Source organism: Microlunatus antarcticus (assembly GCF_014193425.1).
In the GTDB taxonomy this organism is placed as follows: Bacteria; Actinomycetota; Actinomycetes; order Propionibacteriales; family Propionibacteriaceae; genus Microlunatus; species Microlunatus antarcticus.
In genome coordinates this window covers 3154207-3173430 of sequence record NZ_JACHZG010000001.1, presented here as the reverse complement: position 1 = coordinate 3173430, position 19224 = coordinate 3154207, and the positions used below count along the sequence as shown (strand labels likewise).

Annotated in this window: 21 protein-coding genes; 10 read left to right on the top strand and 11 right to left on the bottom strand. The window is 72.8% G+C overall.

From position 1 onward, the window contains the following. Positions 1 to 10: 10 nt before the first annotated feature. Positions 11 to 406 (bottom strand): hypothetical protein, encoded by a 396-nt coding sequence (locus tag FHX39_RS14845; protein WP_183339661.1) that lies wholly within the window; start codon positions 404 to 406, stop codon positions 11 to 13. Between the two features lie 55 nt (positions 407 to 461). Beyond that, positions 462 to 620 carry a hypothetical protein gene (locus FHX39_RS14840; protein WP_183339659.1) on the bottom strand — a complete coding sequence of 53 codons (159 nt, stop codon included), beginning with the start codon at positions 618 to 620 and terminating at the stop codon, positions 462 to 464. Between the two features lie 117 nt (positions 621 to 737). Between FHX39_RS14840 and FHX39_RS14835 the strand changes: the two genes are divergently transcribed. The 4 genes from FHX39_RS14835 to FHX39_RS14820 are packed head-to-tail and all read left to right on the top strand — an operon-like array spanning position 738 to position 3161. Further along, on the top strand, positions 738 to 1205 hold the full coding sequence (locus FHX39_RS14835) for a hypothetical protein (RefSeq protein ID WP_183339657.1): 468 nt from the start codon (positions 738 to 740) through the stop codon (positions 1203 to 1205). A gap of 41 nt (positions 1206 to 1246) precedes the next feature. Further along, a complete protein-coding gene (locus tag FHX39_RS14830; protein WP_183339654.1) occupies positions 1247 to 2287 on the top strand; it encodes a Gfo/Idh/MocA family protein in 1041 nt (346 codons plus the stop codon). After that, entirely contained in the window at positions 2284 to 2907 is a 624-nt protein-coding gene (locus FHX39_RS14825; protein WP_332836849.1) for an MBL fold metallo-hydrolase, read from the top strand. The genes FHX39_RS14830 and FHX39_RS14825 overlap by 4 nt, the downstream gene beginning before the upstream one ends. A 59-nt stretch (positions 2908 to 2966) precedes the next feature. Then, positions 2967 to 3161, top strand: coding sequence for a hypothetical protein (locus FHX39_RS14820; RefSeq protein ID WP_183339652.1), 195 nt, complete (start codon positions 2967 to 2969; stop codon positions 3159 to 3161). A 109-nt stretch (positions 3162 to 3270) separates the two neighbouring features. Here the strand turns inward: FHX39_RS14820 and FHX39_RS14815 are convergent, their stop codons facing one another. Together FHX39_RS14815 and FHX39_RS14810 are read right to left on the bottom strand one after the other, a co-directional pair. Then, entirely contained in the window at positions 3271 to 3780 is a 510-nt protein-coding gene (locus FHX39_RS14815) for a DinB family protein (protein ID WP_183339650.1), read from the bottom strand. 36 nt (positions 3781 to 3816) lie between these two features. Continuing rightward, positions 3817 to 4251, bottom strand: a complete 435-nt coding sequence (locus FHX39_RS14810; protein ID WP_183339648.1) for a VOC family protein — start codon at positions 4249 to 4251, stop codon at positions 3817 to 3819. A 99-nt stretch (positions 4252 to 4350) separates the two neighbouring features. Between FHX39_RS14810 and yczE the strand changes: the two genes are divergently transcribed. After that, complete coding sequence (gene yczE, locus FHX39_RS14805) at positions 4351 to 4962, top strand: membrane protein YczE (RefSeq protein WP_198423414.1); 612 nt, start codon at positions 4351 to 4353, stop codon at positions 4960 to 4962. Positions 4963 to 4986: 24 nt separating this feature from the next. On the opposite strand, the gene FHX39_RS14800 is transcribed toward yczE, so the two are convergent. Next, positions 4987 to 5418 carry a VOC family protein gene (locus tag FHX39_RS14800; RefSeq protein ID WP_183339646.1) on the bottom strand — a complete coding sequence of 144 codons (432 nt, stop codon included), beginning with the start codon at positions 5416 to 5418 and terminating at the stop codon, positions 4987 to 4989. Positions 5419 to 5534: 116 nt separating this feature from the next. On the opposite strand from FHX39_RS14800, the gene FHX39_RS14795 reads away from it, so the two are divergent. After that, on the top strand, positions 5535 to 6518 hold the full coding sequence (locus FHX39_RS14795; protein ID WP_183339644.1) for a helix-turn-helix transcriptional regulator: 984 nt from the start codon (positions 5535 to 5537) through the stop codon (positions 6516 to 6518). Between the two features lie 48 nt (positions 6519 to 6566). Here FHX39_RS14795 and FHX39_RS14790 read toward each other — a convergent pair whose 3' ends face one another. Together FHX39_RS14790 and FHX39_RS14785 are read right to left on the bottom strand one after the other, a co-directional pair. Beyond that, positions 6567 to 7547, bottom strand: coding sequence for an SDR family oxidoreductase (locus FHX39_RS14790; protein ID WP_183339642.1), 981 nt, complete (start codon positions 7545 to 7547; stop codon positions 6567 to 6569). Between the two features lie 68 nt (positions 7548 to 7615). Beyond that, positions 7616 to 8422 carry an SDR family NAD(P)-dependent oxidoreductase gene (locus FHX39_RS14785; RefSeq protein WP_183339640.1) on the bottom strand — a complete coding sequence of 269 codons (807 nt, stop codon included), beginning with the start codon at positions 8420 to 8422 and terminating at the stop codon, positions 7616 to 7618. 42 nt (positions 8423 to 8464) lie between these two features. Between FHX39_RS14785 and FHX39_RS14780 the strand changes: the two genes are divergently transcribed. Then, positions 8465 to 9202, top strand: a complete 738-nt coding sequence (locus tag FHX39_RS14780) for an SDR family oxidoreductase (protein WP_183339638.1) — start codon at positions 8465 to 8467, stop codon at positions 9200 to 9202. Between the two features lie 67 nt (positions 9203 to 9269). Here FHX39_RS14780 and FHX39_RS14775 read toward each other — a convergent pair whose 3' ends face one another. Further along, positions 9270 to 11291 (bottom strand): purple acid phosphatase family protein, encoded by a 2022-nt coding sequence (locus FHX39_RS14775; protein WP_198423412.1) that lies wholly within the window; start codon positions 11289 to 11291, stop codon positions 9270 to 9272. Between the two features lie 90 nt (positions 11292 to 11381). Then, positions 11382 to 12935 carry a glycosyltransferase family 39 protein gene (locus FHX39_RS14770; protein WP_183339636.1) on the bottom strand — a complete coding sequence of 518 codons (1554 nt, stop codon included), beginning with the start codon at positions 12933 to 12935 and terminating at the stop codon, positions 11382 to 11384. Positions 12936 to 13170: 235 nt separating this feature from the next. Here FHX39_RS14770 and FHX39_RS14765 point away from each other — a divergent pair, with 235 nt between their 5' ends. Genes FHX39_RS14765 through FHX39_RS14755 form a run of 3 tightly spaced genes read left to right on the top strand, consistent with a single transcriptional unit; the run spans position 13171 to position 18316 of the window. Continuing rightward, the gene (locus tag FHX39_RS14765) at positions 13171 to 14103 is read left to right on the top strand and encodes an ABC transporter ATP-binding protein (protein WP_332836848.1); all 933 of its coding nucleotides are present in this window, start codon (positions 13171 to 13173) and stop codon (positions 14101 to 14103) included. Beyond that, on the top strand, positions 14100 to 15464 hold the full coding sequence (locus FHX39_RS14760) for an ABC transporter permease (protein ID WP_183339634.1): 1365 nt from the start codon (positions 14100 to 14102) through the stop codon (positions 15462 to 15464). The genes FHX39_RS14765 and FHX39_RS14760 overlap by 4 nt, the downstream gene beginning before the upstream one ends. Positions 15465 to 15466: 2 nt before the next feature. Further along, complete coding sequence (locus FHX39_RS14755) at positions 15467 to 18316, top strand: alkaline phosphatase family protein (RefSeq protein WP_183339632.1); 2850 nt, start codon at positions 15467 to 15469, stop codon at positions 18314 to 18316. Between the two features lie 57 nt (positions 18317 to 18373). On the opposite strand, the gene FHX39_RS14750 is transcribed toward FHX39_RS14755, so the two are convergent. Both FHX39_RS14750 and FHX39_RS21335 read right to left on the bottom strand, forming a co-directional pair. Further along, positions 18374 to 18550 (bottom strand): hypothetical protein, encoded by a 177-nt coding sequence (locus tag FHX39_RS14750; RefSeq protein ID WP_183339630.1) that lies wholly within the window; start codon positions 18548 to 18550, stop codon positions 18374 to 18376. Between the two features lie 62 nt (positions 18551 to 18612). After that, positions 18613 to 19155 carry a GNAT family N-acetyltransferase gene (locus tag FHX39_RS21335; protein WP_183339628.1) on the bottom strand — a complete coding sequence of 181 codons (543 nt, stop codon included), beginning with the start codon at positions 19153 to 19155 and terminating at the stop codon, positions 18613 to 18615. Between the last annotated feature and the right edge of the window lie 69 nt (positions 19156 to 19224).

Below are 19224 nucleotides of genomic sequence, written 5' to 3'. Positions count from 1 at the left end.
TCGGCGCCGATCAGCTGCTGACGTCGCCCGCCGCGGTGCGAGGGCCGGCGGACGGCCGGTAGGTGCCCACCACGCCGCCGACCACGATGATCAGGGCCGCCGCGAAGAGGACGGTGAAGGCGCGGTTGTCGCGTTCGACGGTGACGAAGTCGAGCCAGCAGAGGACCAGACCCAGCACACCGAGCACGACCAGGAGCGCGGTCTCCCAGGCGACCAGGCGTCCGCCGCGAGCGCGGGCCCGTACGGCTGCCCACTGGCTCACCGCGGCGGCCATCAGGACGAAGGCGCTGGAGGCGAGCACCCAACTGCCGGAGTCCGACGCCCGGACCAGCCCGACGACGACCACCACCGCGAGCAGCGCCGCCGCTGCGAGGGCGACGATCCGGACCACGCGCTGCCGCTCCATGCGGGTCATCGTCCCAGAGAGCGCATCGAGGGCGGCGGACCGGCAGGGCCGGTCGTCACTCGTGCGAGACGATCCACTCCAGGTCGGCGACCTTGACCCACTCGGTGCTGCCGTCGTCCCACTCGACCTCGACCTCGTCGAACTTCTTGTCGTTGACCGTCGTCACGACCCCGTAGTCCTCGCCGCGCCGTACGACTGCCCCGACCTTCGCCATGGGCCTGATGGTAGGCCGACGCAAGCCGTCGGAGTGCGCGCTCCGAGCGGCGGTGGGACGAGGCTGGTGCGCGTCCGCAGCACGTGCTCGCCGCGGAGCATCTCTAGGCTGGGCCTCGTGGTCAGGTCCCGGGTCGGGGTGAGCGAGTACGCCACCTCCGTGGTGCGCCTCTTCCCCGACTACGCCGAGTCCGTCATCTGGTTCCGGGGCCCGGTCCCGTACGAGGACACACGGCTCGACCCGCGGCTGATCGCTGATCTCCGGGCGTGGGACGCCTCCTACTACGCCGGACTCACGGCCGACCTCGCGTGGCGCGCGGCAGGGGTCGAGGCCGCCTTCCACGCGGAGGGCGCGAGGCTCGCCCGGCGGCTCGCGGACCAGATCGGTGACGACTTCCAGGTCGAGCACGACCTCGGCGAGTCCCACCGCCGGGTGCGTGGTGCCGGGCCACCACGGAACCCTGACGCTGCCGCCGCGTTCGCGGAGCTGGCCCGGGTCGCCCGCGCCGAGTGGGACGGCCGTCGCGCGGTCGTCGAGCGGGCGAGACGGGACGGGGAGACCCTCGAGTGGCGAGCCGAGCCGTAGCGGCTGCTCCGAGCGCTCGGGCCGCTCGATACGATCCCCGGGTGTCTGACGCTGCGGTGAGGTTCGGGTTGGTCGGCTACGGCTTCGGGGGCCGGTACTTCCACGCACCGATGATCGCTGGCGCCCCCGGCTGCGAGCTGGTCGGCGTCGTCACGCGCTCGCCGGAACGGCGCGCCGAGGTCGCCGAGGAGCACCCCGGGGTCGCCCTGCACGACACGGTCGACGACCTGCTCGCGGCGGGCGTCGACGCCGTCACTGTGTGCACGCCCGCAGCGACGCACACGGCGGTCACGGACCAGCTGCTGCGCCGGGGAGTGCCCGTCGTCTGCGACAAGCCGTTCGCGCTCGACGCCGAGGCCGCCCGCAGCACTGTCGAGCTGGCCGAGCGCGAGGGCGTGCTGCTCAGCCCGTACCAGAACCGACGCTGGGACTCCGACCTCCTGACGGTGCGTCGGCTGCTGGACGCCGGCAGCCTGGGCGAGGTGCGGCGCTTCGAGTCGGCGTTCGAGCGCTGGGCCTCGGACCCCGTGCCGCCGGCGGCGGGCGGTGGGCTGCTGCGCGACTTCGGCAGCCACCTCGTCGACCAGGCCCTGCACCTCTTCGGGCCGGTGGAGCGGGTCTACGCCGAGACGCACGAGATCGAGCCCGAGGTCGAGGACGACGTCCTGGTGCTGCTGCAGCACGCGAGCGGCATGCGCTCGCAGCTGTCGGGCGCGTGGCGGCAGAGCTCGCCGCGGCCGCGTTTCCGGGTGAGCGGGGACGAGGCCACGTTCGTCGTCACCTCGCCGATGGACGGGCAGGAGGAGGCCCTCATCGCCGGGCGGACGCCGTCGAGCGAAGGCGACGACTGGGGCCAGGAGGTCGAGGCGGCCTGGGGCACGCTGCACCGCGGCGTCGAGAGCGAGGTCGTGCCCAGCGAGCGCGGCCGCTGGGACCAGTTCTACGAGCAGTTCGCCGCCGCCGTACGCGGGACGTCCCCGGTCCCGGTCGACCCGTGGGACGCCGTCGCGACCGCGACCGTCCTCGACGCGGCGCGCCGGAGCGCGGCCACCGGCACCACGGTCGACGTCCCCAGCCGGTGACCTCCGGCGGCGCGGTCACGATCACGCCGGTCCACGTCGCCGACCTGCTGGCCGACGGCAGTCTGATGCCGGTATACGTGCACGTCGTCGACCACCCGGACGGGCGCCTGCTCGTCGACACGGGACTGACCGAGCTGCACCCGGCGGTCGCCGACCTGGACCCGAGGCTGCGTCCCGTGGCTGAGTGGGACCTCGACCTCGCCAGCATCGACCTCGTCGTCAACACGCACCTGCACTTCGACCACTGCGGCGGCAACCACCTCTTCGCCGGCAGACCCACGTACGTCCAGCGCCGCGAGCTCGACGACGCGCGGACGCAGGAGGACTACACGATCCCCGCGTGGGTCGACGCTACCGGCGTGCGGTACGTGCCGGTCGACGGAGAGCTCGAGCTGCTGCCCGGCATCCGGCTGGTCCCGGCCCCCGGCCACACAGCCGGTTCGCAGGTGGTCGTCGTCGAGACCGGCGGGCGTCCGGTCGTGATCGCCGGCGACACGGCGGTCTGGTTCGGCGAGCTCGACGACCCGCGTACAGAGGGGCAGCGCCTCGTCCGTGCGCTCGACCCGGAGCTCGTCTGGCTCTCGCACACCCACGAGCCGTGGCGGCCGAGCGCGGTCTGAAGGGATGTGATGCACCTGGGTGCCGCCATGCTGGTGCCGCCCTCCATCGAAGGAACGTCATGACCGACATCACCGGGTACGTCAACCTCGCCCTCCTGCTGCTTGGCGTCTGGTTCGTGCTGAGCGTCCAGGGCCACGTGAAGCAGATCGCCGCGGACGTCCGCGCGATCCGCCTGGCCCAGGTGGACGACGCAGCTCCTCCGATGCCGGCTCGCGAGAGCCCCTCCGATCCGGCCGTAGACCCGCACCGGTAGCGGCCGTCGGCCCGGACGGGCTCCCGGCGGCGGACATCGGGCGAGATCGTGCACCTGGGAGGTGCACGATCCCGCCCGTCGTGCCGAGGCTGCCGACCGGAGCGCTGCGTCAGCCGCCTCCCGCGTCCTCCGCGGCGAGGAGCTGCTCCCGGAGGATGTCGCCGTGGCCGGCGTGCCGGGCGAGCTCGCGGACCAGGTGCAGGTAGATCCAGCGCAGGGAGACGGGGCTGCGCCGGTTGTGCAGGGCGACGCTGTCGAGGTCGTGCCCGGCGGCGATCTCGAGCGCGCTGTCCCACGCCCGGCGGTAGAGCGCCCTGACAGACGCGACCGTGTCGTCCTGCGTCAGGACGAAGCTGTCCTCGGCGGCGTCCGGGATCCCGAGGTCGGCCCGCGCACGCCCCGCGAACGCGACGTCGAACCACACCCGCTCGACGAACGACGCGTGCTTGACCAGCCCCAGCAGGGTGGTCGCCGACGGCACGAGCCGACGACGGGCCTGCTCGTCGTCCAGCCCGTCGAGGAGGTTGATGATCTCGACCCGCTGGTCGTGCAGGAACGACTCGAGCTGCTCGCGCTCGCCGGACGTCACGGTGCCTTCGGCGCGCTCCTCGACGTCCATGGGGCGACGGTAGCGGCCGGGGCGGGGAGCTCGGCCTCAGTCGAGGCAGAACTCGTTGCCCTCCGGGTCCTGCATGACGATGCAGAGGTCGTTCTCGACGTCGGGCTCCAGGCGGTTCACCTCGCGGGCGCCGAGCGCGACCAGGCGGTCACGTTCCGCCTCGAGCGCCGCCGAGCGTCCTTCCGGCGGGACACCGGCCGCGGCGCGGAGGTCCAGGTGGACCCGGTTCTTCGCCGCCTTCGGCTCCGGGACCTTCTGGAAGAAGATCCGTGGACCGACACCGTCCGGGTCGGTCAGCGCGGACCGGTCGTTGCGGTGCTCCGGGTCGACGCCCCACGCGTCGAGCGCCGCGTCCCACGAGTCGAAGCCCTCGGGCGGCGGCTGGAGCGCGTAGTGCAGCGCCTCGGCCCAGAAGGCCGCGTGCGCACCCGGGTCGGCACTGTCGAAGGTCACCTGGAACTCCACACCCATGACCTGATCCTGGCGCACGGAGGGCCGGTGAGAAAAGGGTGGGGCGCGTCTCGTGGACCCCTAGGTTCGTCGGGTGGTCCTCGACGCGCTGATGCCCCGATGGAGCTGAGCCGCAGCCGGCTGTCCGACCGGCCGGTCGTCCGCAGCCTCAGGCTGCTGCTCGGGCTGGTCCTCTTCGGCCTGGCGCTGGCCGTGCTCCTCCACGGCGGCCTCGGCCTCGACCCGTGGACGGTCTTCAGCTTCGGCGTCAGCCGGCACGTCGCCCTGAGCCTCGGTGCCGTGACCGTCATCAGCTCGGTCGTCGTGCTGCTCCTGTGGATCCCGCTGCGTCAGCGGCCCGGGGTCGGGACCGTCGCCAACGCGCTGATCGTCGGCCCGGTGCTCGACCTCGGGGTCGCCGTGCTGCCGACCCCGGACTCGCTCGTCGTCCGGGTCCTGTTCATGGTGCTCGCGGTGGTCATGGTCGCCGTCGGCACCGGCTTCTACGTCGGCGTCGGCTGGGGTCCGGGACCCCGGGACGGGCTGATGACCGGCCTGGTCCGCCTCGGCCTCCCGCTCTACCTCGCCCGGACCCTGATCGAGGGGACCGTGCTGGTGATCGGCTGGCTGCTCGGCGGCACGGTCGGGGTGGCGACCGTCGTCTACGCCCTCGCCGTCGGTCCGCTGGTGGGACGCTTCTTGCCCCGGCTGACCCTGCCGCCGACCCGCTGAGCCGGCGGCAGGCGTCCGCCTCGCTCAGCCGTTGTACGGGGCCATCACGTCGATCACCCAGGTGACGCCGAAGCGGTCGGTGACCATGCCGTAGAGCGGCGAGAAGCCGGCCGGGCCGAGGTCGGACCGGATCGTCCCGCCCTGGATCAGGCCCTGCCAGTACCGGGTGATCTCCTCGGCCTCCGTGCCGCGGACGGAGACGTAGACGGGGTCGGTGCCCGCGTCGTACGCGCGCTTCGGCGGCACGTCGAAGGCCATGATCGAGAAGCCGCTCGGGGACTGGACGCCGCCCCACATGAGCTGGTCGGGCACCGCGCCGTCGGCGGTCTCCCGCTCGGTCGCGCCCTGGGCGAAGGTGAAGGCCACGACCTCCCCGCCGAAGACGCTCGCGTAGAAGTCGAGCGCCTCGCGCGCCTGGCCGCGGAAGTTCAGGTGGGTGGTGGTGGTGACGCTCATGGTGGGCTCCTCGCTCCGATGGGTCGTCCGTCGGCGGTCCTCGTCGGCGGCGTGAGCACGACTCTGCCAGCGGTACAGGACAGTTTCAGTCCTCTACTTCGGGCAGGCTGGAACTCGTGAACGGAACCTCCTCCCGCCTGCTCACCCTGCTGTCGCTGCTGCAGGCGCGCCGGGACTGGCCGGGTGGGCTGCTGGCGGAACGTCTCGACGTCACCCCCCGTACGGTGCGCCGCGACGTCGACCGGCTGCGTGAGCTGGGCTACCCGGTGCGGGCGTTCAAGGGCCCCGACGGCGGTTACCGGCTCGACGCCGGGGCCGAGCTGCCGCCGCTGCTCTTCGACGACGACCAGGCCGTGGCCCTCGCGATCGCCCTGCAGCTCGCCGTGACGAGCGGGGCCGGGGTCGGCGAGGCCGCGACCCGGGCGCTGATCACCGTGCGCCAGGTGATGCCGGCTCGACTGCGACGCCGGCTCGACGCCGTCCAGGTCGTCCCGGTCGCCGACCGCACGGGCCACGAGGCCGAGCCGGCGGTCCTCGTCGCGCTGACCACCGCCGTCCGGGCACGCGAGGTGCTGCGGTTCGACTACGCGACCGAGCACCGCCCCGACGGTGCGCCGGGCGAGCTCGTGCCGCCCCGACGGGTCGAGCCGCACCACACCGTCGTGCGGTCCGGCCGCTGGTACCTCGTGGCCTGGGACCTCGACCGCGACGACTGGCGGACGTTCCGCGTGGACCGGATCACCCCGCGTACGCCCACGGGGCCGCGGTTCACCCCGCGCGAGGTCCCCGGCGGGGACGTGGCCACGTTCGTCAGCGCGCGGTTCAAGGGCTCGTCCGGGGCGGACGCCTGGCCCTGCACGGGGGTGGTCGAGCTCGACCTGCCCGCCGCGGACGTCGCCCCGTACGCCGCCGACGGGACGGTCGAGGCCCTCGGGCCCGACCGTTGCCGGCTGAGCCGCGGGGCCTGGTCGTGGGTCGGGCTGGCCGCGACCGTGGCCGGGTTCGACGCCGAGATCCGCGTGGTCGGCCCGCCCGAGCTGAAGGAGGCCTTCGCCACCCTGGCGGACCGGCTGAGCAGAGCGGCAGGTGGACGACGCTGAGGATCTGACACCGAAGACGGTGGCGGATCCTCAGCGCTGCCCGAAGCCTCAGGCCCGCTCGGCCGCGACGAGCTCGTCGAGCTTCTGGTCGAGCTCGGTGTCGACGACCTGCTGCTCGGGGTGGGCGTCGTACCACTCGACGATCTCGCGTGCGCCCTGCGCCCACGTGGTCGTGGCGACGAAGTCGGGGACAATCGACTTGATCTTGGCGTTGTCGAAGATCAACGAGTGCGCCTTGTCGCCCACGATGCCGTCCTTCCATTCGGGCAGGGCCCGGCCGAGCCGCTCCGAGCCGACGTGGACGATGTCGGCCGTCGTCCCGGCCGCGGTGGCCAGGCCCTGCGCGACGGCGTCCCAGGTCAGGTGCTCGTCGGAGGTGATGTGGACGGCGTCGCCGAGCGTGCGCGGGTCGCCCAGGAGCGGGACGAAGCCCTTCGCGAAGTCGCGCGAGTGCGTCAGGGTCCAGAACGACGTCCCGTCGCCGTGCACCACGACCGGCTTGCCCCGGCGCATCCGGTCGATCATGGTCCAGCCGCCATCGAGCGGGATGAGGGTGGGGTCGTACGTGTGCGAGGGCCGCACGATCGTCGCCGGGAAGTCCTGCTCCCGGTACGCGGCCACCAGCAGGTCCTCGCAGGCGATCTTGTCGCGCGAGTACCGCCAGAACGGGTTGCGCAGGGGCGTCGACTCGGTGATCGGCAGGCGGACGACCGGCTTGCTGTACGCGGAGGCGGAGCTGATGAACACGTACTGGCCCGTACGCCCGGCGAACAGCTCGACGTCGGCCTGCACCTGCTCGGGCGTGAACGCCCGGAACGTCGCCACCGTGTCGAAGGTGCGCGACCCGATCGCGGCGCGCACCGAGGCCGGGTCGGTCGCGTCCCCGACGAGGACCTCGGCGCCCTCGATCGGCGGTCGGCTGCTCTCGAGCCCGCGGTTCAGCACCGTGAGCTCCCAGCCACGTTCGACCGCGAGCCGGCTGCACTCCGAGCTGATGATCCCCGTGCCGCCGATGAGCAGTGCCTTCATCCACATCCCTCTCGTACCGGTCGGTCGGAGAGCTCCGCCGCACCGCCGACCATCATCCGCGTCCGCGCTCAGTAGTGGATGGGGCCCCGGGCGCCGCCGCCGACGGCGACCGCGTCCCCGTTGACGGCGACGCTCCTCGGGGAGGCGAGGAAGGCGACGACGTCGGCCACCTCCTCGGCGGTGACGAGCCGCCCGATCGACACCGGCTGCGCCAGGACGGCGAGCGCCTCGGGCTCGGTGATCCCGCGGGCCCGCGCGACCTGCTCGACCATGGCCGGCGTCCGTTCGGTGACGGTCATGCCGGGGTGGACGACCGTGACGTTGACCCCGGACCGGCCGAGCTCGTCGGCGAGCGTCTTGGTCAGGGCGGCGACGGCGACGTTCCGGATGGCGCCGAAGGCGCTGCCGGCCTGCCGGGCGGCCAGGCCGCTGACGTTGATGATCCGACCCCAGCCCTGCGCCGTCATGTGCGGCGCTGCGGCCCGGGCGGTGCGCAGGTAGCCGAGGACCTTGGTCTCCATCTGCCGACGGAGCTCGTCGTCCTCGAGGCTCGCCAGCGCGGTCGGGCTCCCGAACGGGGCGGGTTCGGCGGCGGCGTTGACGAGGACGTCCACGCCGCCCAGCTCGGCAACCGTGGTGTCGACCAGGAGCCGTACGGCGGCGTCGTCGGTCGTGTCGGTCGGGACGGCCAGGACCTGCTGCCCGTCCCGGGCTCGACCGACCAGCGTGGCGCGGGCGGCCTCGAGCGCGTCCGCGGAACGTGCGGCGAGGACCACGTGCGCACCCTCGTCGACCAGCGCCCGGGCCACGGCCAGCCCGATGCCCTTGCTGCCGCCGGTGACGACGGCTCTCTTGCCACTGAGCTGCAGGTCCATGAGCGCTCCCAGGTCGTGTCGTCGGACCCCTAGGCTGACGCGGTGAACGCACAGTCGCGGGTCTGTCTCGTCAGCGGTGCCTCGCGCGGACTCGGAGCGGCCATCGCGCGTCGCCTGGGCGCCGCCGGCTGGGCGGTCGCCGTCAGCTACCGCTCGGACACGGCCGGGGCCGAGGCCGTGGTCGCCGACATCGAGGCGGCCGGCGGTCGGGCGGCCGCGCTGCAGGGCGACGTCACCGACGAGGCCGCCGTGGCGCAGCTCGTCGCTGCCGCGGGCGAGCAGCTCGGACCGGTGACCGCCGTGGTCGCGAACGCCACCGGGCCCCAGCCCAACGCGGACGTGGCCGACCTGACCTGGCGGGCGTACCTCGACCAGCTCGAGTTCTTCGTGCTGAGTCCGACCCTCCTGGTCCAGGCGGCGCTGCCCGCGATGCGGGCGGCCGGCGGCGGCCGGGTCGTCATGATCGCCTCCGACGTCGTGGACCGGCACCTGCCCGGTACCTCGGCCTACTCCTCGGCCAAGAGCGCGCAGCTGGGCCTGGTGAACATCTGGGCCAAGGAGCTCGGTCCGCAGCGCATCACCGTGAATGCCGTCAGCCCGGGCTGGATCCCGGTCGAGCGTCACGTCGGCGCCGACACCAGCGCGTACGAGGCCTCGGTGCCGCTCGGGCGGATCGGCGTGCCGGAGGACATCGCCGGGGCGGTGACCTACCTGCTGTCCGACGAAGCCGCCTTCGTCACCGGCCAGGTCCTGACCGTCAACGGCGGCCAGGTCCTCTGACCGCTCCGGGTCGCGCCCGCCGACCTGCGGCCACGCGCCGGCCCGGTCGCCGACGCGTGGCCGCCCCTCACGGGGTGGGGTCGACCGGCGGCACGGTCGGGAGGCGGCGGATCCGCCCCTCGCCGGCCCGGCGCTGCAGCGTGATCCGGTCGATCTCGCTGTAGGCCTCGTTCGTGCCCGGCAGCGCGTCGGCGAGCGTGCGCACGGTGAACGTCGTGTGCTTGCCGTGCAGGGCCGGCTTCACGTCGATGGCCAGGAACGCGTACGCGTCGTAGCGCACCTGCGACCAGCCCACGACCTCGGGCACCTTCGTCCCCTGCAGGTAGCCGGAGGCGTTCTTCGCCGTGCCGTCCGCCGACCAGTAGTAGCTGTTGAGGACGTTCTCGGTGTTGTTCTCCGCGCTGTTCTCGCCGCCGGGAGGCGCGTACCCGCGGTAGCGCTGACCCTCGGGCAGAGCCTGCGGGCCGGTCGGCGTGACGCCCGCGGGAGCCGGCGCGTCGGCGCTCGGAGCCGGACGGAACGGGTAGCGCGGACGCCCGCCGCTGCCGACGCAGATGTACGTCACCCCGTCGACCTGGGGCTGGACGACCGAGCCGTCGGGTGCCGTCCGGGTCGGCTTGCCGTACTTGATCGGGTCGGTCCGCTCGAGCAGGTGGTTGTGGCCCTGCACCACGAGGTCGACCTCGTAGCGCGAGAAGAGCGGGTCGAGCGCGTCGCGCAGCCCGCCGTCGGAGGCGTGGTTGTTGGTCGTCGAGTAGGCGCAGTGGTGGAAGAAGGCGACGACGAAGTCGATGCCCGGCGCCTCGTCGGCGTCGGTCCGCCACCGCTTGAGGGTGCGCTCCAGCCAGGCCAGCTGGGCGCCGTTCGAGTAACCCTTGTTGGTCTGGATCTCGTTGCTGAGCTCGTTCGCGTCGACCGAGATCACCGCGACGTTGCCGTAGACGAACTCGTAGACCGACGGGCACCCCTTGGGCCCGTTGCCCGGCAGGTCGAGCCGGTCCAGGTGCCCGCCGTAGCCGTGCGTCGGGCTGTCGCCCAGCTGCACCGTGTTTCCGTACAGGGGCTCCATGTCGTGGTTGCCGGTCGCGAACATCCACGGCGTGAAGGCCGCCTGGCTCTCGATCTGGTTGAGGAAGACGTCCCAGACGTACGGGTTGTAGAGGTTCGTTCCCGGTGCCGACGTCCCGAGCGGGGTGTGGGAGTCGTCGGCCGGGAGGCCGCTGCCCCCCGGGTCGGCGTAGCAGATGTCGCCCGCGAGCAGGGTGAAGACGGGTCGCTGCGAGGCCATCAGGTTCGTCTGCGTCGCCGCCGGGTGGGGGTCGCGCCCGCTCGTGCCGGCGACCGGGTCGGCCGGGTTGTAGTAGTTGTTGTCGAAGAGGCCGCCGGGCCAGGTGCCGCCGGCGTTCTTGACCACGTCCGGGTCCTGGTTCCACGCGAACTTCGGGTCGGTCGGGGCGTTGTTCGTGCCGACGTCGGCGAAGGCGGTGAAGGTGAACTCCTCGGGCACCTCGCTGCGGTGGTTCCGCCTGCCTTTGGCCGGCTTGGGTGCGGTGGTGAAGTACGCCGTCCCGCTCTTCGCGCCGTCCGACAGCCGCAGGCGGTAGTGGTAGACCTTGTCGGCCCGCAGCCCGTCGAGCACCGCCTTGGCGTAGAACTGGCTGCCGACCGGGCCGCCCGGGATGGCGTACTGGCCGACGAGGTGGACGATCTCGGCCTCGTAGCGCTCGCCGTAGTGGCCGGGCTCGGTGCCGACGTCGACGAAGCAGCGCAGCTTGGACGGCAGCATCCCCGTCTTGCTGACCAGCTGCGCCGTCACGGCCATGGCGTTGTCCGGACGGTCGTGCTTGCCCTGGACGAAGGACAGGTGGCGACCCGAGATCACCGTCCCGGACGTGCCGATCGTGCCTCCGCCCGCGGCGAACGCGGCGTTGGCCAGGCCGAACTGCGCCGCCGCGTAGCCGCCGGCCCCGGCCATCACCGCCTTCAGCACGCTCCGCCGGCTGACGGCCTGACGGCTCAGCTCGCGCGCGTTCCACTCGGTGTACTCGTCGATGGTGGTGGGCTGACCGCCCTGCTCCAGAAGTGTCACGAGAAGCGATCCTGCGCCTGCCGACGGGCGGAGTCGATAGACAGCCTATGGAACGGAAGGTGAACATCACGGGTCGGCGCCCGCGCGGGGCTAGGCGTCGCGGCGGACGTACAGGTCGACCTCGACGCCACGGACGAGGAGGCGGCGCTCCTGCACGAAGTGCGCGCTCAGCACGGCCATCTCGTTGGTCCCGGCGCGGTCGGTGCTCTTGACCCGGAGGCCCCGGGTGCCGAAGACCCAGATCCGCTCGCGGGCGAGCATCGCCGCGCGGACGTCGTCGGGCTTGCGGGCGGTCCCGCGGAGGTTGGCGGCCCGGACGGCCGAGCGGTCGAGGGCGATGTCGTCGACCTGGGTGAACCCGTCCGGGTAGGCCATCGCGCCGAGGCGGAAGCTCAGCGGGAGGAAGAGGACCGCGTCACCGGGCCGGGCCTGCGCCCGCAGGACGGCGGCGGCACCGGCGAAGTCCTGGGAGCGGGAGTCGACGGTCCGCTCGTGACGCAGGTCGGGGACGTGGGCGACGCTCACGGCCAGCACGAGGAACCCGGCGACCGCCCAGCCGACCGCCGTGCGGCCGGTGCGGTGCGCGGCCCACCGGGCGAGCTGCTCGACCCCGCGGGCGGCGAGGAGCGGGAGGGCGGCGACGCAGAACAGGACGTAGCGGACCTCGAAGAGCGGCTGCACGAGGGAGACCGTCAGCAGGGCGACGACCGGGACCACCAGCAGCGGCAGCGCCACGAGCGCGAGGCCACCGCCCGTACGGCGCCGCCGGCGCTGCACCTCGACCACGCTGCCCAGCACCACGAGCGCGAGGACCATGACGAGGAGCCAAGAGCTCGAGCCGAAGAACCTGTCCCGCAGCAGCGTCACCGTGCTCCAGCCCAGCGACGACGTGTGGCTGACCTGGTCGGACTGGGCCAGGGACATCAGCGCCACCGGCGCCATCAGCACCCCGCACGCCAGCACGGACGCCACCCACCACCGCCAGACCCGCCAGGCCGGCCGGCTCAGCACCACGGTCACCGCGTGCGCGAGCAGCGCCAGCACCGCGAGCTCGTTCAGGGTCGTCGCGACGACGATCGACGCCGCGTAGCCCCACCACCAGCGGCGGCGGCCACCCGACAGAGCGCGGACGAGGCAGTACGTCGCGACGAGGACGGCCCCGGTGACCAGCGCGAACGACCGGCCCTCCTGCGCGTAGTAGGAGACCAGCGGCCAGCCCGCGAAGAGCAGTCCGGCGGCCAGCCCCGCGCGGACGCCGGCCAACCGGTTCCCCAGGGCGGCGGTCGCGCCCGCCGCGACGCCCATGCCCAGCACCGACGGCGCACGCATCCACGCCTCGCCGCCGCCCGGCAGCATCCAGACGTGCATGAGGAGGTAGTAGGCGCCGTGGACGAGGTCGATGTTGTCGAGCACGGCCAGGATCTGGTGGACCGGGCGCATCACGACGGTGTACGTCGCCGTCTCGTCCAGCCACATCGACCCGCGGTCCAGGCCCCAGAACCCGACCGCCAGCATCACGACGACCGACACCGCGACGACGCCGTGCTGGAGCCGGCGAGGCTCCTCGGCGACCTGGTCGAGAGGTGAGGAGGACGGGGGTCGCACCTCGGACGGGGGCGAGGGGCGCTGCTGGAGTGTGGTCATGACGCGGCGAAGTTATCGCCGCTCGCCGCCCCGCCCACCGACACGCGCACGCCGCGCGGCTGTCGTCCCGGCGAACATCTGCTGAACGGCTGGGCGACCGGACGACGTCGTCGACCGGCGGCCTCAGCCCGTTGGTCCGGTGTTCACCTGCCGGTACCTCACCGGTTCACGTAGCCACCCTAAGTTCCGAAGGTCGGTGACCGGGGGAGTGCAGGTGGAACGAGCAGCAGCAGCGGTGCGCGCACGTGGCGTGTCGAAGTCCTTCGGCGACGTCGTGGCGCTCGACCAGGTCGACCTCGACCTGGAGGCGGGCCAGGTCCACGGGCTTGTCGGTCCGAACGGGGCGGGCAAGTCGACGCTCCTGGGTCTCCTCCTCGGTCTGAGCGCCGCGGACCGCGGCACGCTGTCGATCCTCGGCGCACCCGTCGGGCGGAACCTCGTCGTGCCGGCCGGGGTCGCGGGCTTCGTCGACGAGCCCGGCCTCTACCCCTCGCTCACCCCGCGGCAGAACCTGGCCGCCCTCGCGTCGCTGCGCGGTGGCCCGCGGGGTGAGGCCGGCCCTGACATCGACGCGGCGCTCGAGCAGGTCGGTCTGGCCGACGTGGCCGACGACCGCGTACGCGGCTTCTCCCTCGGCATGCGACAGCGGCTCGGGCTGGCGTCGGCCATGCTCACCGGGCCGCAGCTGCTCGTCCTCGACGAGCCGGCCAACGGGCTGGACCCGGCCGGCCGGCGCCACGTGAACCGCGTCATCGCCGGCCTCGCCGCCGCGGGGACGGCCGTCGTGCTGTCCAGCCACCGGATGGACGACCTGGCCGAGCTCTGCTCCGACGTCTCCATCCTCACCGCCGGACGTGTCGTCTTCTCCGGTCCGGTGGAGAAGCTCGCGGCCGAGACCGGGGACCTGGACTACCGGCTGCGCACCACCGACGTCGCCGTCGCCCGTGAGCTGGCGGCGCAGACCCGGAGCCTGCGGCTGCCGGCGCAGGAGGACCACCTGCGCGGCGACCCGGACGTCCTCCTCGTGCGCGGCTCCGTCGAGGCGGTCGACGACCTCGTCGTCCGCCTGGTCGGGGCGGGCGTCGGGATCCGTGAGCTCGGTCCGGTCGTGCCCCCGCTCGAGGCCGCGTTCCTGGCTCTCACGCAGGACCAGGAGGCACTGTCGTGACCGCGCTCGCGTCGGCCCCCGCTCAGGCCGGGACCGCCGTACGCCCCGCACCGCTGGGCCGCACGTACCGCTTCGAGCTGCTCAAGCTGCTGACGCAGTGGCGCGTACGGCTGCTGCTCGCGGCGTGCTGGCTCGCGCCGGCCGTGTTCGTGGGGGTCGTGAGCCGGCAGAGCGCACTGCCCGCCGACACCGTCTTCGGCCGGCTGATGGGCTCGACCGGCTGGGCCGGCGCCCTGGTCGTGCTGGTCTTCGCCTGCCTCTGGGCGCTCCCGCTGCTGACCGCGCTGGTCGCCGGCGACGTCTTCGCCGTCGAGGACCGGCTCGGGACGTGGCGGCACCTGCTGGTCGCGGTCCGCTCCAAGAGGGCGATCTTCGTCAGCAAGGCCCTCGCCAGCGCGACCGTCATCCTGCTGCTGGTCGTCGGTCTCGCCGTCTCGGGCGCGGCCGGCGGGCTCGTCTCGGTCGGGGACCGCCCGCTGGCCGGGCTCGACGGCTACCCCTTCACGGGGTCGGAGGTCGCCGGTCGCTACGTCCTCGCCTGGCTGAGCGTCCTGGCGCCGACGGCGGCCTTCGCCGCGGTCGGGCTGCTCGGGTCCGTGGCCCTGGGGCGCTCGCCCATGGGGCTGGCCACGCCGGCCGTGCTCGCCGTGCTCCTCGCGCTCGTCCAGCTGCTGCCGCTCCCGCTCGCCGTCCGGCTGGCGCTGCCGAGCCAGGCGTTCGTCGCGTGGCGGGGCCTGTTCACCGAGCAGGCGCAGACCGGGCCCCTCCTGGTCGGGATCCTGGTCGCCCTCGTCTGGGCCGTCGCGGCGACCGCGCTGGCGTACCGCCTGTTCCTCCGGCGGGACTTCACCGACCTGGCCAACGACGGCTCCGGCCGCCGGTTCGTGCTCGCCGGCCTGCTGCCGCTCGCGGCACTGACCGCGGCGACCGCCCTGGTCGTGAGCCTCGTGACCCCGGCCGGCGGCACCGGGATCGACGCGCCCCGGCTGGAAGGCTCGCTCGCGACCTCGTACGGGCACCTCTACCGGCTCCAGACCGACGAGCTGCACCGGCCCGCCGTCACGGAGGCGCAGCTGCAGACCACCGCGGCCTGCGACAAGGGCGGCTCGCTCGTGGTCGACGAGGGCCCCGGCACCGACTGGCGCTGCGTCGTCTCGTGGCACCTCCCGGGCACGACCGCGGTCGGGTCCGCCATCTACCAGCTCGACGTCACGGCCGACGGGCGCTACGTGGCCGACGGGGACGGACCGGCCGAGGTCAACGGCTTCTTCCAGGTCCGGACCCCGTCCGGGGACGCGCCCAACCCCCTCTGGCAGTTCGACGGCACCGTCGACCTGCTGCAACCCCCACGGAAGGACTGACCATGCAGGTCGTACGCCGACGCCGGTCTCGCACCGCACCCCCACTGAGGCTCTTCCAGCGGCGAACGGCCCGGGTCGCCGTCATCGGCCTGGCCACGCTCGCCGTCGCCGGGACCGGGGCGGCCCAGGCCAGCACGACAGGCTTCGGCAGCAACCAGGTGGGCAGCACCTCCGCAGCCGGGCTGCAGATCTCGTCGGACCAGGTGACCAAGCCGGTCGGCCAGCGGCTGCTGACCAAGTACGGCAAGTTCATGGGCTCGGCCGTCAGCCCGGACGGACGGTTCCTCGCTGCGTCGAGCGCCGACAGCGGCGTCGTCCTGCAGGTCTTCGACCTGGCGGCCCAGCGACCGGTCTGGCTGGTCGGCAGTCAGCCCGGCGTGAACACCAAGCTCGACGACCGCAGCGTCGGGCAGGAGGGGCCGTCGTTCTCCCCGGACGGCAAGTTCCTCTGGCTGCCGCAGACCAACGGCCTGACCCGCTTCGCCGTGGCCGTCGACGGCTCCCTCAGCGCCCCGAACACGATCACGCTGCCGGTCAAGCCGATCACGCCCATCCCCACGAACGACCCGACCAGCCCGCTCACGGAGCTCTCGGCCCTCCCCGGGAAGGTCACGTTCTCCCCGGACGGCGCCACCGTCTACGTCCCGGTCAACGGCCAGAACACCGTCGTCGCGCTCGACGCGGTCACCGGAGTGGTCAAGCAGACCTGGAACGTCGGCATCGCTCCGCGCGCGGTCGTCCTGGTCGGCAGCAAGCTCTACGTCAGCAACGAGGGCGGCCGCCAGGCCGTCGCCGGCGACACGACCATCGAGTCGTACGGCACGAAGGTCCCGGCGGACGCCGTCAAGGGCACGTCGACCTCCGGGACGGTCAGCGTCATCGACCTTGCTGCGGCGGGCTCGCCGGTGGGCGCGATCCGCGTCGGCCTGCACCCGACGGCGATGTACGCCGCCGGCACCGCGCTGTTCGTCACGAACACCTTCAACGACACGGTCTCGGTCATCGACACCGGGCTGGGCAAGGTCGTGCAGACCATCGCGACGCGGCCCTGGGAGTCGTCCTCGGTCGGCTACCAGCCCAACGCCGTCACGCTCACCCCCGACGGCCACCTGCTCGTCACGCTGGCCCGGGCCAATGCGGTCGCTGTCTACCGCTACAGCGGCAAGCCCCAGGAGCCGGTCAGCTACGTCGGGCTCCTCCCGACCGACTACTACCCGGCCGACATCGCGACGGCCGGTGGGCAGGTCGTCGTCACGAACACCCGCGGCGTCGACGCGCGGGGCCCGGAGCAGGCCGTCAACAAGGGCTTCGGCACCGTGTCGGCCACCGACCACAACACCCACAGCACGACCGGGTCGCTGACCCGGTTCACCCTGCCGGACGACCAGACGATCGCCAGGAGCACCGACACCGTCTTCACGCAGAACGGGTGGACCGGCTCGGACGTCGCGAAGGCGAGCGGCTCGACCGCGGCCCCCGTCGCCGTGCCCAAGCACATCGGCGACCCGTCGAAGATCAAGCACGTCTTCCTGCTGGTGAAGGAGAACCGAACCTACGACCAGATCTACGGAGACGACACGCGCGGCAACGGCGACCCGACGCTGGCGCAGTTCGGGGAGAAGGTCACGCCCAACCAGCACAAGCTGGCGAAGCAGTTCGGGCTGTACGACAACTTCTACGACGTCGGCACCAACTCGGCCGAGGGCCACAACTGGGTGATGCAGGGCGACAACCCCGAGTACACGGAGTCGAGCGCGGGGGAGTACATCCGCAGCTACGACACCGAGAGCGACGTCCTCGGCCACCAGCGCTCCGGGTTCCTGTGGACCGCGGCTCAGGCCGCGGGCGCGAGCGTGCGCAACTACGGCGAGTTCATGGCCTACGAGAACAAGCCGGCCACCGCGACCTGGCAGCAGTACTACTGCGCGGCGACGAACGTCGGCGCCGGCGGCGACCCCGCGCAGCTCACCGACCCGGCGATCAAGGTGAACGACCAGTCGCCGATCCCGTCGCTGAACGCAGTCGCGGACCACGACTACCCGCAGTTCGACACGGCCATCCCGGACATCTACCGCTCGCAGGTCTGGTACCAGGACTTCAAGAAGAACGGTCCGGCCGACCTCAACATGTTCTGGCTCTCCAGCGACCACACCGGGGGGACGGCCGACCCGCGGGCCCAGGTGGCCGACGGGGACCTCGCGGTCGGCCAGATGGTCGCCGCGATCTCGCACAGCCGGTACTGGAAGGACTCGGCGATCTTCGTCGTGGAGGACGACAGCCAGGACGGCGTCGACCACGTCGACGGTCACCGGTCGCCGGTCCAGGTGATCAGCCCGTACGCGCAGCACGGCAAGGTGGACTCCACCTACTACTCCCAGATCACGATGGTGCGCACCATCGAGCAGATCCTCGGGGCCCAGCCGCTCAACCAGAAGGTCGCCGCGGCCACCCCGATGTACGGGGCGTTCACGGACAAGCCGGACCTCACGCCGTACACCCCGGTGCTCAACCGGGTCCCGCTGACCGAGGGCGTCGTGACGAAGCCGAGCTGCGGCCCGGACACGCTCGGCAAGAAGGGCACCGCGCTGAAGAAGCTGAACGCGGAGCAGCAGAAGGCCACGGTCGTCCCCAACGAGCAGCAGTCCGTCGCCAAGGCGTGGGAGGACTGGGGCAACCAGCAGCACTTCACCGGCAACGGGGCCATCCCGGACTACGCGCACCCCGCCCAGCTGAACCGCTACACCTGGTACCAGACGCACGGGTGGAACAAGCCCTACCCGGGTGACGCCAAGATCTTCGCGCCCGACGACGTGCCGGGTGCGGCGATCCCGGGGGTCGACGGCGACCGCTGAGGAAGGCGACCGACGCCGCAGGAGCCGGGAGGGGCCGGCTCCTGCGGGGTCGTCCCGCTAGGGGACGAGCCGAGCCGTGGGGGCTCGCCGGAGGAGCAGCTCGACGGCCTCGACCGTGTCGCGCTGGAGCACGACCACGTGGTCGTCTGACTCGGCCTGGTAGCCCTGGGTCCGCAGGAGGTCGGTCGCGGACCGGGCCTCCGCGGCGCTGGCGGTGCTGTATCGACGTGTCATCTGCCGACGATAGGCCTCGACCTGGTGCCTGAACAGCCCCCCGGGCGTCTGCCCGGAAGCTCTCAGGCGCGCAGGTCGAGGGACATGAGGACCTTGTCGTAACGCTTGTCCTGCACCGCGACGAAGCGTTCCAGGAGCCCGTGGCGCGTGAAGCCGACCGAGGCGTACAGGCGCTCGGCCCGGAGGTTGTCGCCGCGGAGATCGAGGGTGAGCACCTCCACACCGGCGTCGCGGGCGGCCTCGACGAGCGCGGTCACGAGGGCTCGGCCGACCCTGAGTCCCTGGTGCGCCGGGCTGACCGCCAGCTTCTCCAGGTCCGCGTGCGGGCGGTGCGTGGGGCGGGCGTACCGGCGCCACCAGCCCAGCCCGGCCAATGCGTCCCCGACCCGGGCCAGGACGAGGGCGGCGTCGCCGTCCGGGGCGTCCGCGGCCACGGCCCGGAGCAGGTCGGCGACCTCGGCGGTGCTCGGCGGGTCGACCCAGCCGAGGGCCGCTCCGTCGCGCACGAGGTCCTGGAGCAGGTTGGCCGCGGCGTCGACGACGTCGGGCGTGAGGTCGTCCGGCGTCGCGCTGACGACGTCGAGGTGGTTCGCGGCGTCCGGCACGGGACCATTCTGAAGGGCTTTCCCGCCGTGTCGCGCGACGCTACGGGGCCACGTCGCCGATTCCGCTCT